Source organism: Roseiconus nitratireducens, assembly GCF_008629675.1.
In the GTDB taxonomy this organism is placed as follows: Bacteria; Planctomycetota; Planctomycetia; order Pirellulales; family Pirellulaceae; genus Stieleria; species Stieleria nitratireducens.
Genome location: NZ_VWOX01000002.1, coordinates 408712 through 434566 on the forward strand (window position 1 = coordinate 408712; position 25855 = coordinate 434566).

General features: G+C 60.5%; 18 protein-coding genes. 8 read left to right on the top strand and 10 right to left on the bottom strand.

Annotated features, from left to right (window positions below):
* Positions 1–152: 152 nt before the first annotated feature.
* On the bottom strand, positions 153–2912 hold the full coding sequence (locus FYK55_RS04150) for a hypothetical protein (RefSeq protein ID WP_161604297.1): 2760 nt from the start codon (positions 2910–2912) through the stop codon (positions 153–155).
* A 530-nt stretch (positions 2913–3442) separates the two neighbouring features.
* On the opposite strand from FYK55_RS04150, the gene FYK55_RS04155 reads away from it, so the two are divergent.
* Together FYK55_RS04155 and FYK55_RS04160 are read left to right on the top strand one after the other, a co-directional pair.
* Positions 3443–3736 carry a transcriptional regulator gene (locus FYK55_RS04155; protein ID WP_150075103.1) on the top strand — a complete coding sequence of 98 codons (294 nt, stop codon included), beginning with the start codon at positions 3443–3445 and terminating at the stop codon, positions 3734–3736.
* 157 nt (positions 3737–3893) lie between these two features.
* Complete coding sequence (locus tag FYK55_RS04160) at positions 3894–5114, top strand: hypothetical protein (RefSeq protein WP_150075104.1); 1221 nt, start codon at positions 3894–3896, stop codon at positions 5112–5114.
* A 203-nt stretch (positions 5115–5317) separates the two neighbouring features.
* On the opposite strand, the gene FYK55_RS04165 is transcribed toward FYK55_RS04160, so the two are convergent.
* The 5 genes from FYK55_RS04165 to ilvD form a co-directional block, all read right to left on the bottom strand.
* The gene (locus tag FYK55_RS04165) at positions 5318–6217 is read right to left on the bottom strand and encodes a class I SAM-dependent methyltransferase (RefSeq protein ID WP_235908406.1); all 900 of its coding nucleotides are present in this window, start codon (positions 6215–6217) and stop codon (positions 5318–5320) included.
* An 84-nt stretch (positions 6218–6301) separates the two neighbouring features.
* Entirely contained in the window at positions 6302–6733 is a 432-nt protein-coding gene (locus tag FYK55_RS04170; RefSeq protein WP_150075105.1) for a Minf_1886 family protein, read from the bottom strand.
* A gap of 78 nt (positions 6734–6811) precedes the next feature.
* The gene (locus FYK55_RS04175; RefSeq protein WP_235908407.1) at positions 6812–7744 is read right to left on the bottom strand and encodes a PSP1 domain-containing protein; all 933 of its coding nucleotides are present in this window, start codon (positions 7742–7744) and stop codon (positions 6812–6814) included.
* Positions 7741–8835, bottom strand: a complete 1095-nt coding sequence (locus FYK55_RS04180) for a WD40 repeat domain-containing protein (RefSeq protein WP_150075106.1) — start codon at positions 8833–8835, stop codon at positions 7741–7743. Before FYK55_RS04180 ends, FYK55_RS04175 begins: the two co-directional genes overlap by 4 nt.
* Positions 8836–8914: 79 nt before the next feature.
* A complete protein-coding gene (gene ilvD / locus FYK55_RS04185) occupies positions 8915–10591 on the bottom strand; it encodes a dihydroxy-acid dehydratase (RefSeq protein WP_150075107.1) in 1677 nt (558 codons plus the stop codon).
* A gap of 395 nt (positions 10592–10986) precedes the next feature.
* Between ilvD and FYK55_RS04190 the strand changes: the two genes are divergently transcribed.
* The 6 genes from FYK55_RS04190 to FYK55_RS04215 all read left to right on the top strand — a co-directional run bounded on the left by FYK55_RS04190 (position 10987) and on the right by FYK55_RS04215 (position 17204).
* On the top strand, positions 10987–11685 hold the full coding sequence (locus FYK55_RS04190; RefSeq protein ID WP_150075108.1) for a 3-keto-disaccharide hydrolase: 699 nt from the start codon (positions 10987–10989) through the stop codon (positions 11683–11685).
* A gap of 85 nt (positions 11686–11770) precedes the next feature.
* A complete protein-coding gene (locus tag FYK55_RS04195) occupies positions 11771–12409 on the top strand; it encodes an HAD family hydrolase (protein ID WP_150075109.1) in 639 nt (212 codons plus the stop codon).
* 363 nt (positions 12410–12772) lie between these two features.
* Positions 12773–13549, top strand: a complete 777-nt coding sequence (locus FYK55_RS04200) for a sugar phosphate isomerase/epimerase family protein (protein ID WP_150075110.1) — start codon at positions 12773–12775, stop codon at positions 13547–13549.
* A 403-nt stretch (positions 13550–13952) separates the two neighbouring features.
* Complete coding sequence (locus FYK55_RS04205) at positions 13953–14909, top strand: ABC transporter ATP-binding protein (RefSeq protein ID WP_235908408.1); 957 nt, start codon at positions 13953–13955, stop codon at positions 14907–14909.
* A gap of 7 nt (positions 14910–14916) precedes the next feature.
* Positions 14917–16251, top strand: a complete 1335-nt coding sequence (locus FYK55_RS04210; RefSeq protein ID WP_150075112.1) for an ABC transporter permease — start codon at positions 14917–14919, stop codon at positions 16249–16251.
* 38 nt (positions 16252–16289) lie between these two features.
* Positions 16290–17204 carry an NAD(P)-dependent oxidoreductase gene (locus FYK55_RS04215; RefSeq protein WP_150075113.1) on the top strand — a complete coding sequence of 305 codons (915 nt, stop codon included), beginning with the start codon at positions 16290–16292 and terminating at the stop codon, positions 17202–17204.
* A 78-nt stretch (positions 17205–17282) separates the two neighbouring features.
* Here the strand turns inward: FYK55_RS04215 and FYK55_RS04220 are convergent, their stop codons facing one another.
* The 4 genes from FYK55_RS04220 to ppc all read right to left on the bottom strand — a co-directional run bounded on the left by FYK55_RS04220 (position 17283) and on the right by ppc (position 25546).
* The gene (locus FYK55_RS04220) at positions 17283–18986 is read right to left on the bottom strand and encodes a TolC family protein (protein WP_201743615.1); all 1704 of its coding nucleotides are present in this window, start codon (positions 18984–18986) and stop codon (positions 17283–17285) included.
* 101 nt (positions 18987–19087) lie between these two features.
* Positions 19088–20440 carry an HlyD family secretion protein gene (locus FYK55_RS04225; RefSeq protein WP_150075114.1) on the bottom strand — a complete coding sequence of 451 codons (1353 nt, stop codon included), beginning with the start codon at positions 20438–20440 and terminating at the stop codon, positions 19088–19090.
* 186 nt (positions 20441–20626) lie between these two features.
* Positions 20627–22759: an ATP-binding cassette domain-containing protein gene (locus tag FYK55_RS04230; protein WP_150075115.1), complete on the bottom strand. Its 2133-nt coding sequence runs from the start codon at positions 22757–22759 to the stop codon at positions 20627–20629.
* A 15-nt stretch (positions 22760–22774) separates the two neighbouring features.
* Positions 22775–25546 (bottom strand): phosphoenolpyruvate carboxylase, encoded by a 2772-nt coding sequence (gene ppc, locus FYK55_RS04235; RefSeq protein WP_150075116.1) that lies wholly within the window; start codon positions 25544–25546, stop codon positions 22775–22777.
* Between the last annotated feature and the right edge of the window lie 309 nt (positions 25547–25855).

A 25855-nucleotide genomic window follows, 5' to 3' on the forward strand; every position in this document is an offset into this window, starting at 1 on the left:
GTTGCTGGCGCCGCTTCGCGGCTGAGGGTGTGTTGGGCAGCCATTCCCGTCGGCTTCCGCCGACGGCCGGGTGCTGTCGTCCCTTCGAGACTGTGCTTCACTCTGCTTTCCAAGGCGGGTCGAGCGTCAGCGAGGGGAACGTCTCTCAATGCTCATCGCTCCCAATTCTCGCTGATTCTTCGCAGCGGTAACGTCGGCAATGGTTCGGGGGCCCAGGCTCGGACCGACACTTCGTCGACGATTGCTTCGCCGTCGCCGATGATTTCGAAGTGCACCTTCAAGTCTTCCTGGCCAAAACTTTGGCGGTACAGACGAACCGGAGTCCACTCGGTCGCACCACGCACCAGAACTCCCATCTCCGGACCGCCCAAACTGTCGTACACCAGAACGCCCTGGTGTGGCGCTCCAAACCCAATCGTTCGGATCATGGCGTCAATCCGAACCGCCTGATTCTTTTTCAATGAAACTGGAGGACTGGACAGCACTGCCACGGTTCCTTCGTAGCCACCGCCCAGCGGCTCGGGCGTGGTCGACGTGGCAACCAGACGTGCCGCGCCTCGGCCATCGAAGAAGCCCCGGGAAACCCAGGAGATGCTGCTCCGTGAACGGACGACCTGTCTTTGGGCAAATTCCCATCGTCCCTCGCCCAAGTCTTCGGGCCGATCCAGGCCACCGGCGGCGATCAGGTTCTCACTCCAACCCTCATCGCCCATCAACGGTTGCCAACCGATCTGCAACTGCGGATGTCCCGCCGACATCGGTGGGCTGCTGACGTAAGCTTCGCCGGGACGGGATCGCATTCCCGGCATCAGGGCTTCGGTCAGTTGCCAGGCGGATCGCAAGCCCCAGGCGTCGGCCCGGCTCGACAGTCGCAATGTCGTTTCCGCATCGCCCGCCCGATACGCCGGTTCGGCATCCCTGAGCGTTCGCTCCGCCACCGTCATCAAATCCACGGGAACCAGAGATTCCGTCGCCCCCGAACCGACCGCTTGGCTCCACGCGGCTCGCACCGCGGCAACGCGCTCGTTGGTCAGTTGCCACCGATCGGCGGACGCGTGCCGTGCAAATTGAAGCGCCGACTGGTTCAGCGGCACGCCCGTCCCCGCATCGCCGCTGATCACCAGCAGCTCGCAGACGTCCGGGGAAACGATCTGGATCTTGGCTCCGGTTGGCGTGGAATCAATGTCGACTCGCTGCGCGGAAAAGTGCGTCATTCGCCAGGCAATCCGGTTCTCGTGCCCCGGCGGAAGCAACACATTGATGACCTTTCCGTCGCCGGCAAGGATTTCGTCACCGCGAGCTTGCTGCGAACTGATCAGCAGCAATTCTTCTCCATCCGCGCGAAGGCACCCGCATCGATAGGGGGCACCTTCAATCGTGTACGATGACACCGGCTCGGAGGACGCGAGCCACGGAGAGATCATGGCCACAAACCGATTGACGTAACTGAGTGCCATCGAGCGTTGCTGCGAATCGACGTCACCCGAGACGAGGGACCGGTTGGAGCGAAACAGCAAGGCCCGCGGGGCGTGCTCCAGGGCTTGGACCGTTTGCGCCCACATTGAATGCCAGCGATACATCCCGCCCGGAGCCACGCCAATCGAGTTTTCGATGGCACGGTTCATCTCGGTCAACCGATTGGGCAGTGACGACTGGATCGCGATGGCGACGTCGTGTCCGCCCCCAATCTGCGAGATCTTGTTGGCGATTGCCAGGGACTGTTCGCTGGCCGACAGGTCGCGACCGCGCGGCGGCGCATCGGTGACCACACCGTCGGCCAGACTCGCATACTGTGGCCAACTTTCGGTCGGTGCCACGACGATGGGACGCTGCCAGACACCAGGCAGACGTCGCAGCCGACGCACCGTTTTGTCGGTCTGTTCGACCCGCTGGTTATCCAAGGCGACACCGCCTCCCAGGTACCAGGCGACCACCGGATCCAGCAACGTCTGTAACTCGGGATCGGGCGCTGTTGGCGGTGGAGCGTAGACCAACACCCGAGATTGAATCGCTTCACGCAGCAATTCCGCGGTCGGCGGTTGATCGATCAAAACGGCATCGAAGCCGAGCCGCCGGACCCAGTTCAACGGCTCGCCCTGATGCTCCAAAATGCGAATCACCCGCCCGTGTGGAAACGCGGGTCCCGGCCGCAAGTTTCGGGTCGATTCAGCCAGTTCACCGGCTAGGCTCTGACGCAACACCATCGACGTCCCACTCTCGCGGTCGCTACCAGATCGAGCAACCATGGCCCCCGACGCGCCGGGTCGAGGCCGACCGGAACTCAATCCGGGGACCGGATCGACTCGGCCGTGGTCTCCGATCGGGATCATGCCGCGCAACGAGAGGCTATCGACGCGGATTCCCGTATCGCCGCGACCGCTGTAGGCGTTGATCACGATGGCATCGACATAGGGATCCGACACGTCGGCCGAGGCTCCGTGGGCGCCGCGGAGGTTGGCCTGTTTGATTCGCAACGGCCGTTCGATGCTGCCGATTCCGATCGACTCGAACTTTCCGGCACGCTCATAGGTCGCACCGTAAATGATGGCGGAGACCGGACGCCGCGTTTGAGGATCGCGGAGATAGGGAAACCGCACCCGCAGCCCGATGCGGGACCCGCGGCGGGCGCTCATCACCGAAACGTTGGCGACCAGATCGTCGGTCGGTCGCACCGGTTCAATGCTGTAGACAAACAGCACCTCGCTTCCCAAACCGGCGTGAAATTCAATCGACTCACATGCCCCTCCGTCCGCACCGCCACTGTGCAGATTGCGATGGTTCAGGATGCGTGCATCACAATCCGACCGATCCAGGTGCCAGCGCGGCGGATAGGCGTCCAGGGAATCAAACAACTCCCCGCCGGCCAGGGCTGGGTGGATGACCGAGGATGCGAGCGAGACGATCAAACACAAGGCGATCCACCGTCGGACTGCTCGGCGACCTGGTTGCCGGACTGTCGCACCGAGCCCGGCTGCGATCGATGCCGGAAAGGATTGCCGAGCCGGAACGACCGACGGGCGTTTGACGGCTCGCTGTCGGGTTTTGTGCATCGATGATTGACCTAAACCTCCACAGCCCGAACAATCGGCCGCACGACGGGGGAAACGGGTGTCGGTGGAGCGACCGATGGCCAGCCGGGTTCGTGAAATGAAGCGTGCGGTTGACGCGACGATGTTGAAAAAAAACCACATCCCGTCGCAACCCGCAGCTACCTGCGTAAAACGTTGGTGTATCAAGATTTACGTTGCCGGGCCAAGGTGAATCAACGTTGTTTTTCTTCAACGTTGCGTTTTGACAACCTGGGCCGACAGATCATCGTAAGTTGTTTGGTAACCGAACGTTACGCATCCAGATTCGCTCGGCTGGCCGGAGCTGGCATCGAGAATGCATTGGAGGCATGCAACGCAATCAATCACTGTCTCTCTACCCGGAGCCCAGGCGCATGCATAAGACATCGACCGGATCGACCCCCACCGCCAAAGACGACGTCCCCCAAGAGCTGCGGGAACTGAATGCCGCGATCGACGCTTTGCCGGCGACCTATCGCGACGCGGTGGCACCGGCACTGATGCGAGCGATCGAATGCAGCACCCGCCGCCGCCGCATCCTGAATCTGGTGCAAGAAGCTCTGTCCCAACTGCGTCTGGACATGAAGTATCTGGTGTTTGACTTGGAAGCGACCCGTCGGGAACGCGATCAATACCGTGATATGCTGGAAAAGGACGGCTTGATGTAGAAACGGGGGCCCGGCCTGGCGACCTCGCCTTGGGCGATGTCGCTCGCCAGATGTGGCTAAGCAACGGGGCTCTTGATGATCCGCTATCATACCGGCCGCGACCGATCCCTTGGTCGCATCCACACGATGGCACCATCAAGCTTGCACGGAACCGAACATGCGTCACGCTTCCCGTCCGCCATTAGCGATCGGAGATACCCGCCGCTCTCAACTAAGAATGCTGGCATTCGGGGCACTGCTTGCCGGTGGCCTGCACGCGGCCGGACTTGTTGCGGAAGACCGCGCCCCGAATCCGGAACTGCAGGCGGTCGCAGCACCGGATGGGACAGCCGCCTCGGATCGAGCCGCTGCCCAGTCCGCGGCAAACCTTCAATCCCTGCCTTCTGAACAGGTGATTCAGGTTCTGAACGCATTCGGGCAGGCCACTCCGCGCGGCAAGAATTGGCTGCGAGCGCTGGCGGCCGACGTCGCCGACAACGGACCCTTTCCGCGTGAAGCGTTGCAACGATTCTTTGACGACCGCTCCGGTGATCCGGATGCCCGCTACGTTGCCTTCCAACTGCTCGCTCAGCAAGACCCAGCACTCCGTACCGAATTGCTTGCTGAAGCTCAAACCGATCCATCGTTGCCCGTTCGCTACCTAAGGATTCGGGACCTGCTGGACGAAGCCGCCGGACTGGTCGATGAGCGGCCGGAAGAAGCCAAAGCCCTTGCGACGACCGCGATCGAAAACGGTCGCAGCCCGGCGCAACTGGAACGTGCCGCCAAGTTGTTGGAGCAGTTGGACGTTCCCGTCGACCTGGCCGAAACCCTGGGGATGATGCGATCCTGGTTGGTGATCGGGCCGTTTGACAACACCGACAGCGAGGATTTTGATACCGCCTACGTTCCAGAGAACCGCTACCTGGAACTGGGGACGCCGATCGATCCCCAAAACGGCGGTGAACCGGCTGCCGAGAAGGGAAAACGGGGTCCCGTTCAGTGGCAAAAGGTTTCCAGTGACGACAGCCAGGGAATGGTGGACTTGAATGCGCCGCTGTCCAACGAGAAGGATGCGGTGGCGTACGCGTATCAAAAGCTCACGGTGCAGGGAGAGCAACTACCGCTGAAAGCGGAAGCACGGTTGGGATCCATCACCGCGAACAAGGTGTGGGTCAACGGTCAGTTGGTCATTTCCAACAATGTCTATCACTCTGGCACCCGAATCGACCAGTACGTTGGAGAATGCCAGTTGCTACCGGGCGAGAACACGGTCCTGATCAAGGTGCTGCAGAATGCCCAGACAGAGCCTTGGGCCCAGGATTGGCAATTCCAGTTTCGGCTTACGCACCCGGACGGACGCCCCATCAAAACAACGCCGGTTGAAGTCGAACTCTGACGTGACCGAGAAGGCCGGCGGGACGACTCCGAGTCGAAGTGTGACCGTCTTTGACAAGGAGGGGCAGCAAAGCGTTGTGAAGCCCAAGTCGCGAAGCGACGATAGCCCCCTGCCGTCGGCATAAGCCGACGGAAACCGCTGCCCTAAACACCCCAGCGGCGCCAGCCACACCGCGTCAGCAGCGCGGGCATGCACAGCATGCCCTACCTTCCTCGGTTCGATCCGTCGTCCAGACGCTGCAAGACTTCGTCGGTCGGTTCGGGCTGAATCTCCTCCAGCGGGCTGTCGTCTCGCGCGAAGAACATCAGGTGTTGCCAGGGCAGTTCGTTGTATTCCCGAACCAATTTGAACCCGTTGGCCTGGTACTCTTTCATGATTTGCCGCTTGGACATTTTGTGCAGCGGCTTGATCGGAACGGTGGGATCCTCCTCGCGGTATTCCAGTAGCGCGATTACCCCCGTCGGTTTGAGTGCACGACGGATCTCCCACAGCATCGACTGGGGATGAGAGAACTCGTGATACACGTCCACCATCAACAAGAGATCCAAGGTGTCCTCGGGCAGCTTGGGGTCGTCCACGGTTCCCAGGACCGGCTGGATATTCTTCAGGTTGTACCGGTCGGCTCGCTGGCGAAGTTTTTGCAGCATTTCGCGTTGAATGTCGACGGCATAAACGCGTCCGTCTTCACCAACTTTGCGTGCCATCGGCAACGTCCAATACCCGTTACCACAGCCCAGATCGCAGACGACCATGCCGTCGGTCAGTTTCAATTGCTGGAACGATACCGACGCGTTCTCTTCTTCATCGCGTTCGGGGCGGATCAGCCACGGTGCTCCCAGATGGCTCATCGGCTTGGCGACGACGCGTCCCAGGTAGCTGTTCCGTGGCTCTTCCACCGGTTTCGACTGCGACGCAGAACCGGCTTCCTTTGCGGCCTCTTCAGCCGCCGGTTCTGATGGAGATGCGACCGGCTGGGCGATCCCCTCAGCGGCCCCGACCAGGGTCAGCAACAACCCGAGCACAGAGACCAGCAAACGAGCTCGACCGTCGACCGGCGTGCCTGAATACCAGCGGACGGAGCGGGAACGGAAAGAGATCATCATGCGAGCGGATTTGGGGGAAGACGTGCGAAGCGGATCCGCTGGCGCTGAACGGCAAACTGGGACAGCCGGTAGGATGCAAACGGCCTATATGTCCAGCGTGTCGGTGGGCTTGGGCAGCGCAAAATCAGGTTCAAATGCGCCATCGAAAGAATAAACGTCGTCAAAATCTTCGCGGCGATCGGAATCGCTTTTTCGCATCTGCTCGATCCGAATCAGATTGTAAACCAGCTCGCCAAAGTCACTGGTCGATCGAACGCCCCAGCTTTCGAGCACCATCCGAGCGAGGTAGCCGAATTGGTCGATCGCGTAATGCCGACAGGCCTCGCAGAGTTGCTGGCCGGTAATGTGCCTGGGACGCGGTTTGGAGAATGAATCATTGGCCGCCACCGCCTGAGACAATTCGGGCAGGTGTTCGTGAGCGTACTGGAGCGCCTCGCGAATGAATTGGTACGCCTCGTACTTGTACCGCGGGTCCTCTTTCAAAAGCTTTCGCATCGCTTGAAGGGGCGAGTTCATCAGTTCATTGCTCATACGGCGTTTGGCAGGTTTGCGAAAACGTTTCTTCTATCATAGTGAAGCTGTGGGCTGGCCAGCTCAATTTTTTCGTCTGGGCGATCGAGACTTGGCCGGAGGAGGATGCTTCGTGATCCGCACGACCTGGTCGGCGGCGATCAGGATCCTCCGCTTGTCTTCCGTTCGTACCATCAATTGTTGCGAAAGAATGTCCTGAGCCAAGACCGCAACGGTCCCATCTCGGGTCAAAACCTCGGCCCCCACCGGAGGCAATTGGTCAGCAAGTTCCTGGTAAGTGTCAAATTCGTAACGCAGGCAGCACTTCAGTCGGCCACAACGCCCGGAAATTTTGGTCGGATCCAGCGTCGACCGCTGGAGTTTTGCCATTTTCATCGATACAGGCGGCATTTTGCTCAAAAACGTCGCACAGCACAGCGGACGGCCGCAATCGCCGTAGTCCGCCAGCAGCTTCGCTTCATCGCGAACGCCGATTTGACGCATCTCGATCCGGGTTTGGAATTCGCCGGCTAAGTCCCGCACCAGCTGGCGAAAATCGACCCGCCCCTCCGCAACATAGTAAACGACGATCCGTTCTCCCCCCAATAGTCGTTCGACGTCCACCAGGTCCATGGCCAGGCCAAGTCGATCGACACATTTCTGACACTTGGCCAAATCGTCGCGTGACATCGCGTCGATGTGGTCCCATTGGATCTGATCGTCGCCCGTCACCGCTCGCACGATTTTTCCGGCAGAGTTCTCCTGCATCGAATCGACCGCCGCGGGGGTGGCTTCGCAAAGCACCGTGCCGATTTCGGTTCCACGCTCGGTGCGAACCACCACCTGGTCTCCATAACGAAATGGTGTCCGTGAACCCATCACGCCCAAGATCCGCATCGAGCCGAAACGCACGACATATTCCAGATCGGTTTGCCCCGATCCGGCGGCGTCACCATTCCGGTCTCCGCGCGGTGGGGACTCGATCGGAGGTTCGCCACGCCGATCCGACGGGGTCATGGTGATTCCTGATCCGGCTTGGAAGCTTCCTCCTCCACTTCAGCAGCCGCAGCTTCCTCCTGGCCGGCATCGTCAACCGCCTCATCTTTTTCGGCCGACTCGTCAGCGGCGGGCGTCGCCGTCGTGGTCACGGCCGGATTCCACGTCCAACTTTGCCCAGCCGTCACGATGCCGTTCTTGCGAGTTCCCACAAGCAACTGTCCCGGACCGCCGAAGCACAACGCCCACACACCACTCTCGGCGCCGATCGTGGTCAGTTTGCTTCCGTCGGCGAAGTGAATCTTGCCGCTCACTTCGGACGCAGCGATCTGGCCGCTGGGCGACACTGCAATCCGCGTGATCCAGTCGGTGCCCTGCGCGATCGACTCTGGTTTGGCATCGGGAGCCGCCCGAACCTGGTACAGGTTCCGATCGGCTGAACCGACAACCAGCGATTCGGAGTCTTGAGTGAACGACAAGCACCAAGCCGTTTCATCACTGATGCTGATGACGCCGATGCTATCCAACTCCGGCCACTTCAACAGGTGAACCTTTCCGGCTCCGTCCGTTGCTGCAACCTTGGTCGCGTCGGGAGAAACCGCCAGATCCGTGATCGCTGCCTCACTCAGCTCAACCGTTTTCGCCAACTCGCCTTTTGCGAGATCGAAGGAGAATAGCTTTCCAGATTCATTACCGGCCAAGACGGTTTTATCGTCCGGTCCCATCACCAGGGTTTGGCACCACCGTTCAAAAACCGATTCGTGCGTGGTCGGAGTCTTGGACGCCACGTCGTACACAATCAGATTGCCGCGATAGTCAACGCTGGCAATGGTGTTCGCATCGTCGGTCGCGGCAACGTCCCATACCGCGGCCGGGTGCTCGTAAAGTTTCTCCAGCTGGCCGGTATTGGCCAGCTTGACGCGTGAAACGGTACCGGGGCGCAAAAGCAATCCCGTGGCCGTGCCCACGACGAACGAGTCGCCGCCGCCGGGAACGATGGAGGTGACCCAAAGCGATTCGGAATCGACGCTGCCGGAATCGTCCGCCGGTTCAGCGGCTGCCGTGACGGAAATCAGGCCAAGCAGCAACGCAATCATGCAGGGAGCTTTCATCAATCAACGCGCGGGATGGAGGAAGGGAGGTTGGAAGGTCTTCCCCGCATTGTAACGGTTCCCGCGTCCGATTGAGAGATCACTCGTCGGTGACGCATCCCTCGCTGGCCGTCTTGACGTTCTTGATGTACTTGTACAGCGTCCCGCGCGTCGCCTTCAGCGGAGGCGCCGTCCAAGCCTTTCGGCGTTTATCCAGCTCTTCCGGATCCAGAGCGACATCCAGGGAATTGCTTTCGGCATCGATGGTGACCTCGTCACCGTCTTGCAACAACCCGATGGGCCCACCCAGTTGGGCTTCCGGGGTGACGTGCCCCACGATGAATCCGTGACTGCCGCCGCTGAAGCGACCGTCGGTGATCATCGCCACATCGGCCCCCAAACCGGCGCCCATGATCGCGCTGGTCGGGGTCAACATCTCTGGCATCCCCGGACCGCCCTGCGGACCTTCGTAGCGAATGACGACGACATCGCCTTTCTGGATCTTCTTTTGTTCCAGTGCCGCCAGCATGTCCTCTTCGCTGTCGAAACAGCGGGCCGGCCCGGAGAATTTCAATCCTTCTTTGCCGGTAATTTTGGCGACGGCACCTCCCGGTGCCAGGCTGCCGCGGAGAATGCGGATGTGTCCGGTCGGTTTGATCGGTGCTTCGACCGTCTTGACCACCTTTTGTCCTTCCTTCAGTCCAGGAAGGGAATCCACGTTCTCGGCCAACGTTTTGCCCGTCACCGTCATGCAGCTCCCGTCCATGAACCCTTTCTCCAGCAGGTACTTCATCACGGCCGGAGTGCCGCCAACCGAATGCAGGTCTTCCTGCACGAAACGGCCGCTGGGTTTCAGATCCGCCAGCAACGGTACGCGATCACTGACCGATTGAAAGTCGTCGATGGTCAGCGGCACGTCGACGGCCCGGGCCATCGCGATCAGGTGCAGCACGGCGTTGGTGCTGCCGCCCAGTGCCATCACCGTGACCATCGCATTCTCGAAGGCGGCACGGGTCATGATGTCCCGCGGCTTGAGGTCCAGCTTCAGCAACTCCAGCATGGCCGCCCCCGCGCGGCGGCACTCCTCTTTTTTCTCAGGGTCTTCGGCAGGAATGCTGGCCGAATACGGCAGCGACATCCCCAGCGCCTCGATCGCCGTGGCCATGGTGTTGGCGGTGTACATCCCGCCGCAAGCGCCCGCGCCCGGGCAGCTTTTTTCGACGATCTCCTGACGTTCTTCGTCACTGATCTGACCCGCCAGGAATTGTCCGTAACACTGAAACGCGCTGACGATGTCCAGCTTCTCGTCTTTGCGGAACCCCGGTTTGATGGTTCCACCGTAGACCATCAAGGCCGGTCGATTCAAACGTCCCATCGCGATCAAACATCCCGGCATGTTCTTGTCACATCCGGGCAGCGCCACCAGTCCGTCATACCACTGCGCGCCCATGATGGTTTCGATCGAATCGGCGATCAGGTCACGGCTCTGCAACGAAAAGCTCATCCCCTCGGTGCCCATCGAAATCCCATCGCTGACTCCGATGGTATTGAATCGCATGCCCACCATTCCCGCGTCGGTCACGCCCTTCTTGACCTCCGCGGCCAAGTCCAGCAGGTGCATGTTGCAGCTGTTCCCCTCGTACCAGACGCTGGCAATCCCGACCTGCGGCTTGTTCATGTCCTCGCGTGAAAGTCCGGTGGCGTACAGCATCGCCTGAGACGCGCCCTGGCTCTTGGGCTGGGTGATCTTGCTGGAGTACTTGTTCAACTGCGTCATGGGAATTTGGGATGGAGGGTGGGATCGGACGAGAGGATGGACCCTGGGAAGATCCGGTCAGTTTAAATTCGGCCAGTGTGAATTCAGGCAAGCCGTGCTGGAAGTGGATCGTGGTGGTAACGGTCGGCGAAAGGAAAACACCGTCGGACGCTCGCATCCTGCGCGCGAGGCCGTCACAATGAGCACCTCCGCACCACGGTAGGCCCGACGACGAACGGCCCGACGACACGCCAGCGGCATGCCGCCCACCGTCACGACGACACCCGCCCCAGCAGGACAGGTTCGCGGGTCGCCAAAAATGCGAGCGTTGCGTGTTTGCCATTCGGCGTCGCGTATTATCCCTATGCCGGCGGTTCTCACAATCCGCCCCTTCCCTCCTCCGCAGGTATCCCCCCATGACTCCCTTCGGTTCACTTTTTCCGGTCAAGGTCGTCCGCGTCACGCTGGTCGCGGTGCTGGGATGCTGTCTGCCGTCCCCGCCGGTTCGAGGCCAGGACACTGGAATCCAAGACCAGGCGTCCTCCTCCCAGGTGAAGTTGTTTGACGGAAAAACACTGCAGGGCTTCAACGGGGACGAAGCCTGGTTTCGCGTTCAGGACGGTGTCATCATTGCCGGCAGCCTGGAGAAACCGATTCCGCACAACTACTTTCTGTGCACCGACAAGACCTACAGCGACTTTGAGCTGACCGTGGAAGCCAAGCTGGTGGGACAAGGAAACAACGCGGGTGTCCAGTTTCGCACCAAGCGGATTCCCAACGACACCGAAGTGATCGGCTATCAGGCGGACATCGGTTTCGTCAATCAATCCACTCCATGCTGGGGCGCCCTGTACGATGAATCGCGGCGAAGAAAATTCCTGGACGAATCTCCGCAAAAGGCGATGAAGGCGCTTAAACGGGGCGACTGGAACCAGCTGAAAGTGATTGCAAAGGGGGACCACATCCAGATTTTCCTGAACGGAGTCCAGACGGTCGACTACGTGGAACAGGACCCGAAGATTGAACGCGAAGGAGTCATCGCCTTGCAGGTTCACAGCGGGCCACCATTGGAAGCACACTACCGCAATCTGCAGCTCCGCATCCTGGAAGACTGACCGCGTCATTCGCGCGACGTGGAATCGCGTCTGATGTATTCGTCGTAAGCCTTCCCTTGTGTGATCGCCTTAGCCGCCTGCACCGATGAGTGACTCCCCGAACGCGTCGATCGAATTCTGCTATTTCGATTTGGGCAACATCCTGGTGTCCTTCGATGAATCGGTGGCCTGTGAGAATCTGTCGCGCCAGACAAAGCTACCGATCGATCAAATTCGGGAACGAATCTACGCCAGCGGATTGCAACAACGCTATGAACGTGGCCAGCTGGATGACGAAGCCTATGCCGATCTGGCTCGACAAGCCCTGGGGCTGAGCATCGATCAACTTTCCACGCGAGATTTTTTGACCGCCATCAGCGACATGTTTTCGCCGATCGAATCCATGGTGGCGGCGGTTCAAGCGATGCGTCGCCAGACCGGTCGCGTTGGCATCCTCTCCAACACCTGCGACGCCCATTGGCGGTGGATCCGCAACCAAGATTGGAGGATCTCCGGCGTGGAGTTCGATGTCACCATCCTCAGCTACCAGATCGGATGGATGAAGCCGGACGTGCAGATCTACGACGCCGCCGAACAGGCCGCCGGAGTGCCGCCGGAAAGAATCCTGTTCATTGATGACAAGGACGAAAACGTCCATGCGGCGCGTCAACGCGGCTGGCAGGCAGCCCAATGCTGGGGCGGACCGGACGCCTGCGCCGCGCTCGATCGATACATGATCCGATAGTCGTCGCACGGGCCGGCGTCGGGCCGCCTCCTGTGACGATTCGGCAGATCGGCCCCAAGACTGCATGGACAGCGCCAGTTTCAATCAAAAACACCGTGACGTGCAGTGCAATGAGCGGCAAGTCGCTTGCCGCCGGTGGAGGCGAGACAACCCGCGGCGAGCGCCACGCCGGCTCACCTAAAGTGGCGTTTGACCGGCAGCTTCCACGCTCTGGCGAGCGTGGCTACTTGCCGGACCGCTGTGCGCTGCACGTCATCGCGGCTACGGTATCGTGCGACGTGCTGCCGGGCTGTCGGTTCGTTGCCTCTTCGCCGCGAATCTGGAAAGCGCCGGCCCCTTCATGACTTCCTTGAGTCGATTGTTATGGCCGAATTGAAACTTGCGGTACGTTTGGATTCACTCGGATTGCCATTGAAACGTGGATTGGATGTTGCCGCCCGCCTGGGTGTTCGCGGGGTGGAACTGAACGCCCGCGGCGAAGTTCATCCGGAAGCGCTAAGCGAAACGGGGCTGCGTCACCTGAGGAAGATGCTGGAGGACCGGAACTTGTCGGTGGCGGCGCTCCGGTTCCAAACGCGGCGCGGCTACGAAAACCCGCAGGATCTGCAACGGCGGGTTGAGGCGACAAAGTCGGCGATGAGCCTGGCCTACAAGCTCGGCGCGCCGGCTGTCATCAATTCCATCGGGTACGTCAGCGACGACAAGGACGATCCACGCTACAACACGCTGCAGGCGGTGATCGAGGACCTGGGACGTTTTGGGGCTCGCGTCGGTGCTTTTCTGGCGGCGGAGACCGGGGCCGAATCGGGTGAAACGCTGTCCGAGATCCTGGGGGAGAGCGAAGACGGGTTTGTCGCGGTGGCTTTCAATCCGGGCCAGTTGATCGTCAACCGGCACAGCGTGCTGGACGCCGTTCGCGTGTTGAAAGATCGCATCGTGGTCGTGTGCGCCACCGATGGCGTGGTCGACCTGGCCGCCGGGCGGGGCATCCGTGTTCCGATCGGTGAGGGTACGGCGGACTTTCCGCAGATTCTCGCGACGCTGGAAGATTCTGATTTCCGCGGACCGGTGATCGTGGGACGCTCGGACGCGACGTTGGCCGAGCTGGACCAGGGGGTCCAATACCTGACGAACTTGTAGCAGCCGCCCGGGGTGGGTGCGACCTTGCGGTTCGCACGTTCAGACGGCCGGTCGCCGGTGGCAAATGTCCCCGGTGGTTCGGACGTTTCGCGGGGAAAGGCCGGCAGAGCCGGCGCGTGCAGTGCGTTCCCGGGCGGGATCCCGGGAACGAGGGGGGGCCCCTGGTCCCAAGGCTCCCGCCTTGGAACCAACGGCTTGGTAGGCTCCGCCTGCCAGCTCCCGCAGATGCTCTATCTCCGGACGCCTTGGTCCCGGAACAAGCCAGAGCGGCCGGAATCGACGGCTTGGGCTAAGCCGAAAGTCGAAGGCGGAAAGTTGAAAGTTCAAGGTGACTCCAAGGCCTGATTTTTGACATACTTCGTTGCAGTGTGGTCCCAACTGTCCATGGCCGAGCCCTCCTGCAGTGATCCGATCCGACATTTTCGCCTTGCAGATCGCGAATCTTCGCAAGAGATATCGCCGACTGGACGCGCTCCGCGGCGTGGATTTCGCGTTGTCCGAAGGTGAACGGTTGGCGTTTCTGGGGCCCAACGGTGCGGGAAAAACCACGCTGATCCGTTGCCTCGCGGGGCGGACCCGTCCCACCGAGGGCCAAATCCTGGTATTTGGCCACCCGATCAACGCGCCGGGCGTCCGCCAATCGTTGGGACTGGTGCCTCAAGAACTGGCCCTCTACGACGATCTGACGACTCGGGAAAACCTTCGCGCCTTTGGCAAGTTTCACGGCATCGGCCGGCGTGAACTGAGGGATCAAGTGGAGTGGGCTTTAGAATGGACCGGGTTGCGTGACCGCGCCGACGATCTGCTGGGGGGCTTTTCCGGCGGAATGAAGCGACGCGTTAATCTTGCCTGTGGCGTGCTGCATCAACCCCGAATCATCTTGTTGGACGAACCGACCGTTGGCGTCGATCCGCAGAGTCGCCAGCGGATCTTTGCAATGCTGGACGAGTTGAATGATCGGGGCGCATCCATCCTGTTGACCACCCATCACCTGGATGAGGCTCAACAGCGAAGCGACCGGATCGTCATCATGGATCAAGGCAGAGTGATCGCCGACGGAACGATCGAAGATCTCGTCCGGCAGACGGTCGGCAAGTCGCGGATGATCAAGATGCGAGTTGACCGACCGCTGGAGTCGCCGCTGGTGTTCCACGGGGACGGGGAACACGTCGCGCCGCGATCAGTCGGGGTCGCCGGCCAAGACACTTTTGAAACTCGAATCGACGACGTCACCGTTTCACTGGGGCGCCTCATCCAATCCGTCCGGCACAGCGGCTATTCGGTTTCGGACATGGAAGTCCAGTCGCCTTCGTTGCATCATGTCTTCTTGCATCTGACCGGTCACGAACTCAGGGATTGAGCGGCCGATGATTTTTACCATCATCCAGATCAGCCTTCGAAGGTTGCTTCACAATCGGATTGAACTGCTGCTGACGTTCGTCGTTCCGATCGCGTTCTTCAGCGTGTTTGCAGTGATCTTCGGTAACGGGATTGGCAGCGGGACGACCCCCAAGATCAAAGTCGTCGTCGTCGACGAAGCCGAAACGTCGGAATCTGAATCGCTGGCCGCGTCCCTGCGTGATAGCGCCGGACTGCGATTCATGGATTCGGGCGCGGATTCGGGCGGGGAATCGGGCGAAGAATCTTCGGCAGCGTTGCACGGGACCTTGTCTCGTGAACAAGCCTCCGACCTGGTCCGCCACGGAAACGTCACGATTGGGATCGTGCTGCGACCCGCGGAAGATGGCGTCGGTGCGGACCTGCTGGCCGACGCGTCCGATCAGGTGGCTGGGCAAGTGGTTGCCGCTTTGGTAGGGCGGGAACTGGCAATCGCGCGCACGAAAAGTCTGGCGGCCGCTCGCGTTGCATCGCATCGGACTCCTGCCGGGATAGGCTCGCAGGCCCCCGCGCAAACTTCTTCGCTGCGAAAACCGCCTGGAACCGGAGCCGTCCCGAATTCACCTCCAGCCGATTCCGCCTCCTTTGTGAAGCTGTCACAGGGCACCGCGATGGCCCGTGGAGCGGACGTACCGCAGGACGGGTCCGAGATCCTCTCCCCGGCGATCCAAATTGTGGACGTGATTGGCGAAGGAAAAACGAATCCCGTGGTCAGCATGTACGCCGCGGGGATTGCCGTGATGTTTCTGCTGTTCGGTGCAACCGGCGGAGGAGGCGCACTGCTTGAAGAACGCGAGAACACGACCTTGGACCGGTTGCTTTCGACGCGGTTGACCATGGATCAATTGTTGTTGGGGAAATGGTTCTACCTGACAGGGCTGGGATTCTTTCAGGTCTGCGTGATGTTCCTGTGGGGGCAGTTCGTCTTCGGCGTCGATTTGCTCGGTCACCTGGACGGATTTGTAATGATGACGCTGGTGACCAGCTCCGCCGCAGCGGCGTTTGGCCTGCTCCTGGCGACACTCTGCAAGACGCGAGGCCAGTTGAATGGGCTGTCCGTCATCCTGGTATTGACCATGAGCGCTTTGGGCGGATCGATGGTGCCTCGCTATGTGATGAGCGAACGGATGCAGGAGTTGGGGTTATGGACGTTCAACGCGTGGGCACTGGACGGATACAACAAAGTTTTCTGGCGAGACATGCCGGTGGAAACCCTGTGGCCGCAGTTGGCCGTGTTGATGGCGGCCGGGGTAACGTTTCTACTGGTGGCTCGAGCGCTCGCGGTTCGTTGGGAATTCGATTGAGTGCTGGTTCTCCCAATCCTTGAGACGGCGACTTTGTCATGAATTCAGTGAGCCCCGGCCAAACACGACTCGGATGGATCGGTACCGGTGTCATGGGGTACAGCATGTGCGGACACCTGATCGACGCCGGCTACGACATGACCGTCTACAACCGATCGCCGGACAAGGCCAAACCGCTCGCCGAGCGCGGGGCGAAGATCAAAACGTCACCCAAAGAAGTTGCCCAAGAAAGTGACATCGTTTTCACGATCGTGGGTTTTCCGAAAGACGTCCGCGAAGTCATCCTGGGAGAACAAGGGGTTTTGGCCGGATCACGTTCCGGCATGACGTTGGTGGATATGACGACCAGCCAACCAAGCCTGGCACGCGAGATCGCAGAAACCTGCGAGGCTGCTTCGATTGATGCAATCGATGCGCCCGTCAGCGGCGGTGACAGCGGCGCAAAGAACGGGACCCTCTCCATCATGGTTGGCGGCAAGGCGGACGCGGTTGCGCGTGTCGAACCGCTGCTTCAGTTGATGGGAAAGACCATCGTCCACCAGGGCGGACCGGGCTGTGGCCAACACACCAAGATGGTCAACCAGACCCTGATCGCAACCGGCATGATCTCCATCTGCGAAGCCCTGCTGTACGCTCACCGCGTCGGCCTGGATATCCCCACGGTTCTCAAGAGCGTTGCTTCCGGTGCCGCGGGAAGCTGGGCCCTGTCCAACCTTGCCCCGCGGATGCTCGACGGCGACTTTGACCCGGGATTTTTCGTCGAACACTTCTTGAAAGACATGAAGATCGCGTTGGACGAAGCCGCTCGGATGAATCTGGCTCTACCCGGAATGGCCCTGGGCTACCAACTGTACCAAGCCGCCGCGGCTCAAGGGCATCGCCGCAACGGGACCCAATCTCTGATCCTGGCGCTCGCCAAACTGAACGCCATCGATTGGCCGACCGGTCGATGAACCCAGGCCTGCCCTCGGGTCGGGGTCCCTGGACGGCGAGGACGGTGACTCAAGTGGCCGTTGACTTCAACAACGCGTTCATTCTGGTTTGACAGAGTGCGTTTTCCAGTCACGCTCAAACGCTTCTGGGTCCGGTTCGCTGACACTGGGCAAATGGCCGGGGCCGGGAACTTTGCTAGAGGGAAGCGATGAAACCACGACCGCCTGATCCAGCGGATCCAGCCCCAGGGTCACCTGCAGCGATGCCAACGCCAAGAACCAATCCCGCTGCGCTTCGACCAACTTGATCTCGGCCTCGTTCGTCTTCGTTTCCAGCAGGTTCAAGTAGATCAGGTCAATCTTTCCCCGCTCAAACGCAAATCGATAGCGTTCCAACGTGTCGATGGCGGCCAGCAACGAGATTTCCGTTTGTTCAACGATTTCCGAGGCCAACGTCAAAGCGTTGAATGCCGTCAGCAGCTCCGTCGCAATCTTGTCTTGGACCAAACGAATCTTTTCGTTGATCTGAATCATCTTGGCGGAGGTGGACTGGACCTTTCCCCTCGCCTTGCGCCGCTGGATGGGCACTTCACTGCGAAATCCGATTACCAGCTCGAACCACCCCTTGTCGTCATCCTTTGTTGCGGGGGCTCCCATGTCTTGCGAAGCCTCGGCGACAAAATCCAAATTGGGTAACATCTGGTTGTAGGCCAACCGCCGGTCCAGGTTTGTCTGCTGCAGTTGCAGGCGAAGGATCTGCGGCTCAGGGCGACGGCTGATCGCGGCGGCCAGGTCTTGTTCAAAACCCTCGGTGGTCGGCATTTCGATCTCCGGGAACTGTTCGGGAAGCCATTGATCGTTTGGAACCAGCGGCTGGCCTTCCTCGTCTCTCAGAAATAGTGCCAACTTGAACGACGTCGCGCGATACTTCTGTTGGCTTTTGAGCAAAATGGCTCGGCGTTCGGCGATCAACTGGTTGTTCAAAACCACATCGATCTCGGCAAACTTTCCGGCTTCCAAACCGGCTTCAAACTGCTCCCCCCGTCGCTCCGCCAGATCCAACAACTCTTCGCGTGCCTGGAGAATCGCTCCGGCGGCGACCCAATCCCAGTACACCGTTGCGGCCTGCAGCGACGTGTCCAAAATAACCTTTTGGACTTGGGGAGTCGCAGCCTGTCGCGCCAGCGAAGCCTGAAAAACGGCGACCCGCTCGGCATCGATCGCGCGGCCCTGCAGCAACGGTGTGGCGACGCTCAGCTTGAATTCGCCCGCATCGTCGGTTTGTCGTTCCTTGTACCACGGTTGGTAGTAGCCTCGGCCGATCCGGTAACCCGCTGAAAGATATCCGCCCCACCAGGTTTGCCGCGCCAATCCCAACCCGTTGCGATAGTTTCTGTAAAAGCCCGTGGGCTCGGAAAGCGAATGGGCGTTGAATTTGGTGTCGTAGGCGCCGTACGCCGACACCAGTTCACCGTTGGCAATGCGCCCCAACTCTCGGGCCTGCGTGATCTCCGGATAGAACCGATACAGACTGGCAATCACGTCCGAGAGCTGGAGCCCCGAATCGGGCGATTCGGTCTCTTCGGCGGTCCCTGGCGGCGCGGGCAGCAGTTCGGCGTCGCCAGTGCCAATGCCCGCGCCGGCGTCGGGCATTTCTGCCGGACCGGCATTCGGAGGAACCGCCGCTGCGCCAGGCGATTGCGCCGGCACTGCCGGACTGGCCGGGGTCGCGTCCTCCAACCCGGATTGGCTCACTTGTGACAGAAAATCTGCGAAGTCCCTGCCGTCGGACGGATCCGCCATGCGCGGACGCGGTTCCTGCCCGTGTAAAGGATGGACGATCAGCAAGGACAGGATGGCCGTGACGACGATCCCAAAAGCTGTCGCCGTTGCGCCCAGCCGATTCAGGGCTTGGGTAGCTTGACCTTGCTGCCCTTGGATGAATTGGGCTGTTTCGGTTCGTCCTCCGCGACGACCGGTGGAAACCCGTTGAACTGACGCCATATTTCATAACCGAGTGGAACTCGTTTCAGCAAAACCCAACCATTCGCGCGCACGCCTTGACGCAAGTATCGGTTGTCCGGCCATCCATCCTCCCGCGGAAAATGATTGTCCGGCGTGACGACGACGCGAAAGTTTCCCATGCCATCATCAGTTGGGAAGACTCGGTTGACTTTGCCGCCGAACGTCCCCACGGCGACCGATGGCCAGCCCACGAACTGAACAGCGGGCCAACCTTCGAATTGCAGCCGGACCCGCGCCCCTTCCTGAATCAGCGGCATATCGTTCCCGTTCACCTTCAATTCGACCGCCAACTGGTCCGCGTCGGGGACAATGATGAACAGTTGGTCTCCTTCTTTAACCGTATCACTCCCTTCGACTCCGAACCATTGCTGGATGTATCCCGATCGCGGCGCCGGAATCTCCAAGCGGTCCAGCTCTTGTCGCTTGTTGCGTAGATCCAGGATTTCCTTCTCGATCGTGTTAATCTTTTGCATCTCGTCGAGCACTTTCTGGTTGGCTTGCTGGTTCTTGATCGCGATTTCCTGCTTTTTTGCTTCAATTTCTTCTTCTTTGGAAAGCAGGCTCGCGTAGGCTTCCGCGACGGCGCCTTCCGCTTTCAAAACCTTCGCGACCTGAGCTTCGACCGCCTGACGCTTGGAGAACAGTTCCTCGCGAGACACCAAACCCTTCTCGGCGACTTCTTCCGCGATGCGAAGCTGGTTGCGTTTGTCGTCCAGTTCAGCCTGAAGCAGCGTCACTTCGTTCTTGGCCTGTTCCCATTTCTGCCTGGCCGCCTGGTAATCCTGATTGAGTGATTCGGTCATCCGTTGACCACTGTTTTCCTGCAACGCCACCGCTTGCTTGGCGACCTCCAGACTGGAAAGCGCGGAAGCCTCTTTGGACTCCATCGCAACGATCTGCGTGTCCAACTGCGAAACGGAGTCGACGGCAAACGGGGTCAATCGCAGCAGCAGTTCACCCTCTTCGACGTAACTTCCTTCACGCAGATCCGGTTTGACGTAGCTGACAACGCCCTTGGACGGGCTGAGCACCGGTTGGGGCCGCTGCTGCGGGTCCAACGCGACGACCGTTCCGATGCCTCGTGCCGTCTGTCGCCATGGCACGAAGATCATCGCAATGATCGAAAGCACCATCGCCGCAAAAGTCAGCTTGCCGATCCGGCGCACCAACCGTCCCGTACGGACCATCTGCAAGGCCGGGAAATCGTCGGTCAAAAGTCGTTCGTCAAACATCACGGGGAGCTCGGAAAGGAGCGTTGAAATTGTTAACGAGTGTGGATTGAACGCCAATGCTCGTCCGGAAAGCGTTTTCTGTCGTCACGCGATCCGGTGCGTGGCAACCGCTGCCGGGCCAACCTTTGGCGGCGGTGACGACCGTGGGCCGGCTGCCATCGCAACTCTCTTTTTGACGAATCCGCATCACGTATTTCGCACGGAAATACGGCTGTCGCAAAGGTCCGCCACGTCCTTGCGGTTGGTCACCAAAACCAACGTCCACGGGGCGTCGTCGCGGACGAGCCCCTGCCAGACTTCGGCACGCGTCTGGTCGTCCAATCCGTCCAACAATCCATCGACGACCAGAACCTTGGGATCGCTGACCACGGAACGGGCAAGAATCAACTGAGAGATTTGCTGGCCCGAAAGGGGATATCCTCCGGTCTGCAGCCGCGTCCGCAGTCCCTCCCGCAACCGCAGGATCACTTTGGAAAGTCCTACCTGAGTGAGCGCATCGCGGATTTGTCGCTGACCGATTCCCGCGCGACCCAGATCGACGTTTTCCGCCAGGGTGCCGTGAAAAATGCCGCACTCGCCGGCGTACGCGACAACGCTGCCCTGCCCGCCAATTGCGGCGTGGGTGGCGTCGTAACCTGCCACCTGCACCAATCCCTCGTCGGGTTCCAACAAACCGGCGATCGCCTTGGCGAGCATCGTCTTTCCGGCCGTGTCGTCACCGACGATCGCCACCCGCGTTCCGGGCGCGATGGACGCTGGGCCGACACGGGAGTGGATGGCTGGTCCGCGAAAATGCAACGGACCCCAGGTCAGTTCCGCCGGGCCGTCGGGCGGATGCGTGACGCTGACGCGAGGATCGGCGGGAATGTCCAGCAGATGCCCGACCTTATCGATGCCGGCCATCAGGTCATAAAACTTTTCGAGCGACTTGCCCGCCTTGGCGAACGCGCCGACCACCACCGTGACCACCAATTCGCTGGCGACCAGCTGTCCGAGAGTCAGCTGTCCCTGAATCACCAACCAGCCCCCCAGGCCCAGCAGGGCCGTCGAAGCCAACACCTGCAAGCTGACGGCAAAAATGACTTGCCGGATCACCACCGCAAACTGGCTCTGGCGGGCGCTCAGGTAGTCCGTGGTCAACTGGTTGGCACGCTGAATCGCCAGTGCTTCGCCGCCGCCCGTTTTGAACGCCGCCGGCGACGCGATCACATCTTGCAACCAATGAGCCACACGGTATTTCGTGATCGATTCACCGATCGCCGTCCGGACCCCTCCTCGGCCCAGGATCCAGGTGAATGACAACATCGTGATGATCAGCACGATGTCAAACCCCAGCAGAAACGGGTGGTAGAACGCCAGCAGAACCAGCCCCAGCACCGTCGTCAACACGATCGACAAGCCGTCCAACAGTAAGACGGCCGTGGCCTTCTGGATCGTCATGATGTCGAACACCCGGTTGGCAAGCTCGCGTGGATACTCGCCTCGCAATGCCGACTGGCTGGCGCGCGGAAAGCGGTGGGCCAAGTCGCTGACGATCCGGACGAACTGTCGGCGCTGGATCAATTCCACCACCACGGTCTGCAGGACTCGCAGCACACCGGCCAGCCCCAGGCAAACCAGCAACATTCCCGCCAACACCACCAGGGGTTGGAAGTAGGTGCCCCAGCTGACCACGTTGACCAGGCTTTCGACGACCAGGGGCGAGGCCAAGGCCAGCACTCCCGCGACGAGCGCGAAGATCACGATCAGACCGAGGTCCCGTTTATCCAAAGCCAGCAGCGAAACGAACCGCCGGAAAGGCGTCGGATGGTCGTGCGGATGGCCGGCGCTGTGCTCGCCGGGCGAGTCTGAAAGGGAGTCACACTCCAGCTCTTTCTTCGCAACCATCATCCGAACCGCGGAGGGATCCCCCAGCAGTTTCTTCAGCCCGCGACGGTTGACCCAACGCTGTTCGACGGTCGACCCGATCACGCTGCACTCGATTTTTCTGCCCTCGGCGTGCTCCATCACGATCAGACGTCCGTCGTCGGGCGCGATCACGATCGGGAACCCCTGCCGCACCATGGCCATCGTGTCGGCAACCGAATGCAACTCGGTTTCCTTGATAAAAATCCCCGAGTGTTCCGCCAGGGCGAACAGGTCGTCCAGCGGATCGGCCACGTCATCGAGGTGATTGTCCGTCTCGTCAGAATCGCCGGAAAGTTCTTTCAGCGAGACGTTGACGGCGAGCGCGATCCCCAGCCGCTCGATCGCTTTGACGATCTCCTGGCGGCTCGGTCCCGGTGTCGGGTCGGAATGATTGGCTGTGCGTTCTAACATGCTTTGGTTGAATTCTTACCCGCTGGTCCGCATTCCGGCTGCGATTCCATTGATTGACAGCCGAGTCAAGTGCCTGAGTTCTTCATCGTCGGTTTCTGCCGTCGAATCTTCCCCCCGTCGGCGAAGCAGCTCGATTTGAATCAGGTTTAGCGGATCGATGTACCGATTGCGAACCCGGATGGACTCTTTTAGCCACGGTGTCTGATCCAGCAATTCCTTTTGCCCGGTCAGTTGCAGCACCCCCGCACGTGACCGCTGAAACTCCTCGGTCAGCAAATTGGCAATGGGCGAGGGGTCCGCTGGGCCGCCGGCAAGCCGCATGTACGCGCCGGCGATGTCCTGATCCGACTTCGCCAATGCCAGCTCCGCATTGTCGATGACGGCGCGAAAAAACGTCCATTCGTCGTACATTTGACGAAGCGTTTGCCGCTCCGGTTCGGTCTGCGACATTTCCTGCAGCGACGTTCCCAAACCGTACCAGGCGGGGATCAGGCACCGCGTCTGGGTCCAAGAGAAGACCCACGGAATCGCTCGCAGGTCGCTCAAATCGCCACCAGACTTGCGGCGTGACGGACGCGATCCGATCGGCAATTGCTCGATTTCCGACAGCGGCGTGACTCTCCGGAAAAAATCGACAAACCCCGGCTGCTCAAGCAGTTCGCGGTAGGCCTTGAACGACTTTTGGGCCAACCCCTCCATGACGGGATACCAGCGCCGCGCGTCGACGGCTTGCAGCCCCCCGGCGGCCAGCAGCGACGACCAGATCACCTGCTCCAAATGCCGATGGGCGATCACCGGGTCATCATATCGGTCCGCCAACACTTCGCCCTGTTCGGTCAGACGCAAAGATCCTTGGAACGTCCCCTGTGGCAGCGACAGAATGCTGCGGGCAGCGGGGCCACCACCGCGGCCCAGCGATCCGCCTCGGCCATGAAAAAATGTCACCTCCACCCCAAACTCCTGTGCGACGTCGACCAGTTCCTGCTGTGCCTGGTGCAAGGACCAACAGGACGAGAGATAGCCGCCGTCCTTGGTGCTGTCGGAATATCCCAGCATGATCAGTTGGTGATCACCCTGACCGCGGACATGCTCCCGATACTCCGGAACCGACAGCATTTCACGAAAGATCCGCGGCGCGGCCGCCAAATCTTCGATCGTTTCCAGCAGCGGCGCGATGGGCAGGGTCCAGGCTTCGACCGGTGCGGTGATCGAATGGCTGCGATCATCCGTCTGACGCCACAACCACAGGATCGAAAGCACATCACTCGCATGGCCGGCCATGCTGATCACGTAAGCCCCCAGAGCATCGCCCGAATACGCGTTCTTCACTTGATGGATCAAGTCGAAGACGTCCAGCAACTCACGAGACTGCGGCGACAGATCTTCTCGACAGACGGAAAGCTCTGCATCCAGAGTCTTGCAAAGGATCGCTCTCCGATCGGACTCATTCAACTCCGCGGGCGCTTCACAGACGTCGCTGACGCGGAGCAATTCGTCGATCACTTCGCGGTGGATCTTGGCATTCTGCCGGACGTCCAACCGGGCCAGACTCAATCCGAACGTGTCGATCTGAGTCAACCAGGTGCGGATCTCGTCAATCACGGAGTCGGTCGACACCTCGCGCAGCGAGCTCTCCAGCACCGCCACATCCGAATGCAGATCGCGTGCTGAGCGGTAAACGCCAAACGGACGCGGTTGTCCCCCCATCTCCGAAAGATCCGCGTGCTCGAGTGTTTGCTGCAGACGCCAGGCGATCACCGACAGCCACCGGCGGCACCACTCACCGGGTGGCAACTGGGCCAGACGTTCTTTCAACGCCGGCCACCGATCCACCGCGGCATCGATGTGCTCGATCAGTTCGTCACCCAGGTGGACCTGACGTCGCGACAGACTCAAGGAATCGAAAAGACGTTCGCAGGCCGTACGATGAAATTGCACCGCTTCGCGACGCAGCCACTGCAAGGTTTGGCGGGTGACCGAAGAGGTGACGCCAGGGTGCCCGTCACGGTCACCGCCCATCCAGGAACCGAACGACAAACAGGGCCGTTTGATTCGCACTTGATCCCCAAAGTGCTCCCGCAGGGCGCGCCGCAGCTCGTCGTCGATGCGGGGCACTTGATCCCACAGGACGCGTTTGAACGACAAACCGCGGCCGACTTCGTTTAAAACCGAAGGACGCCAGGGTCGGATGAAATCCGTTTGCCACAGCTTGGTGATTTCCGCTCGGATCTGACGCTCGGTGCGATCCCGATCTTCCGGCAGCTGATCGGAATCGTATGCATCCAACAGGTGCCGCAGGGCACGCAGCTTCGCCCGCACCGATCGCCGCTTGGCTTCGGTCGGGTGCGCCGTGAAAACGAGTTCCAAATGCAGGTGGTCGACAATCGTTTGGACCTGCTCGGCGGACAACCCCGATTCTTTTAAACTGGCCACGGCCTGACGGACGGACTCCGCGTGCGGATTCGGATACGCCCGACGGGCACGTTGTCCTAAAACTCGAATCCGCCGACGATCCTCGACCAGATTGGCCAGGTCCAAGAACACGGTGAAGGCCCGGATCACCGTTCGCACCTGCTGATCGTCCAGCCCGGCAACCAAGGCTTTCAGCCGCTCATCGGCCTCGGCAGCTCCGCGACGACGGTCACGCGCCGCGAGCCGCAGGTTCTCGACCAGCTCCAAAGCCGCGGCTCCCTCGCATTGTCGAATGATTTCCCCCAGCACGGTGCCCAGAAAACCGATCTCCGCGCGAAGGGTGTTGTCCGAATCTGACGTGGTTGCCGACGACATGACGTTGCGATCCTGTGGCGGTGAAGGAAATATCGGGCATTTGGCTGCTCCGCTGATAGGACACCCATCGGGAAAAGATGCTAGCGGACACAGAACATCAGGCCCGGTCGGGGACAGCAATGGCAGCGATCGGGCTCTTCCAGTCGGAAGAACAGTGGATTATCGCCACCAGGGAACCATCCGTGCCACCGCCGTCGGCGGGCCATCCGCCGACCGGCGGTTGATCAAACGCTGGCAGGTGCACAACGGCGGAGATGCATGCATCGCCGTCGCACGCGCAGCGAAGGTCGGGTAGCGTGGCGTCCGCAC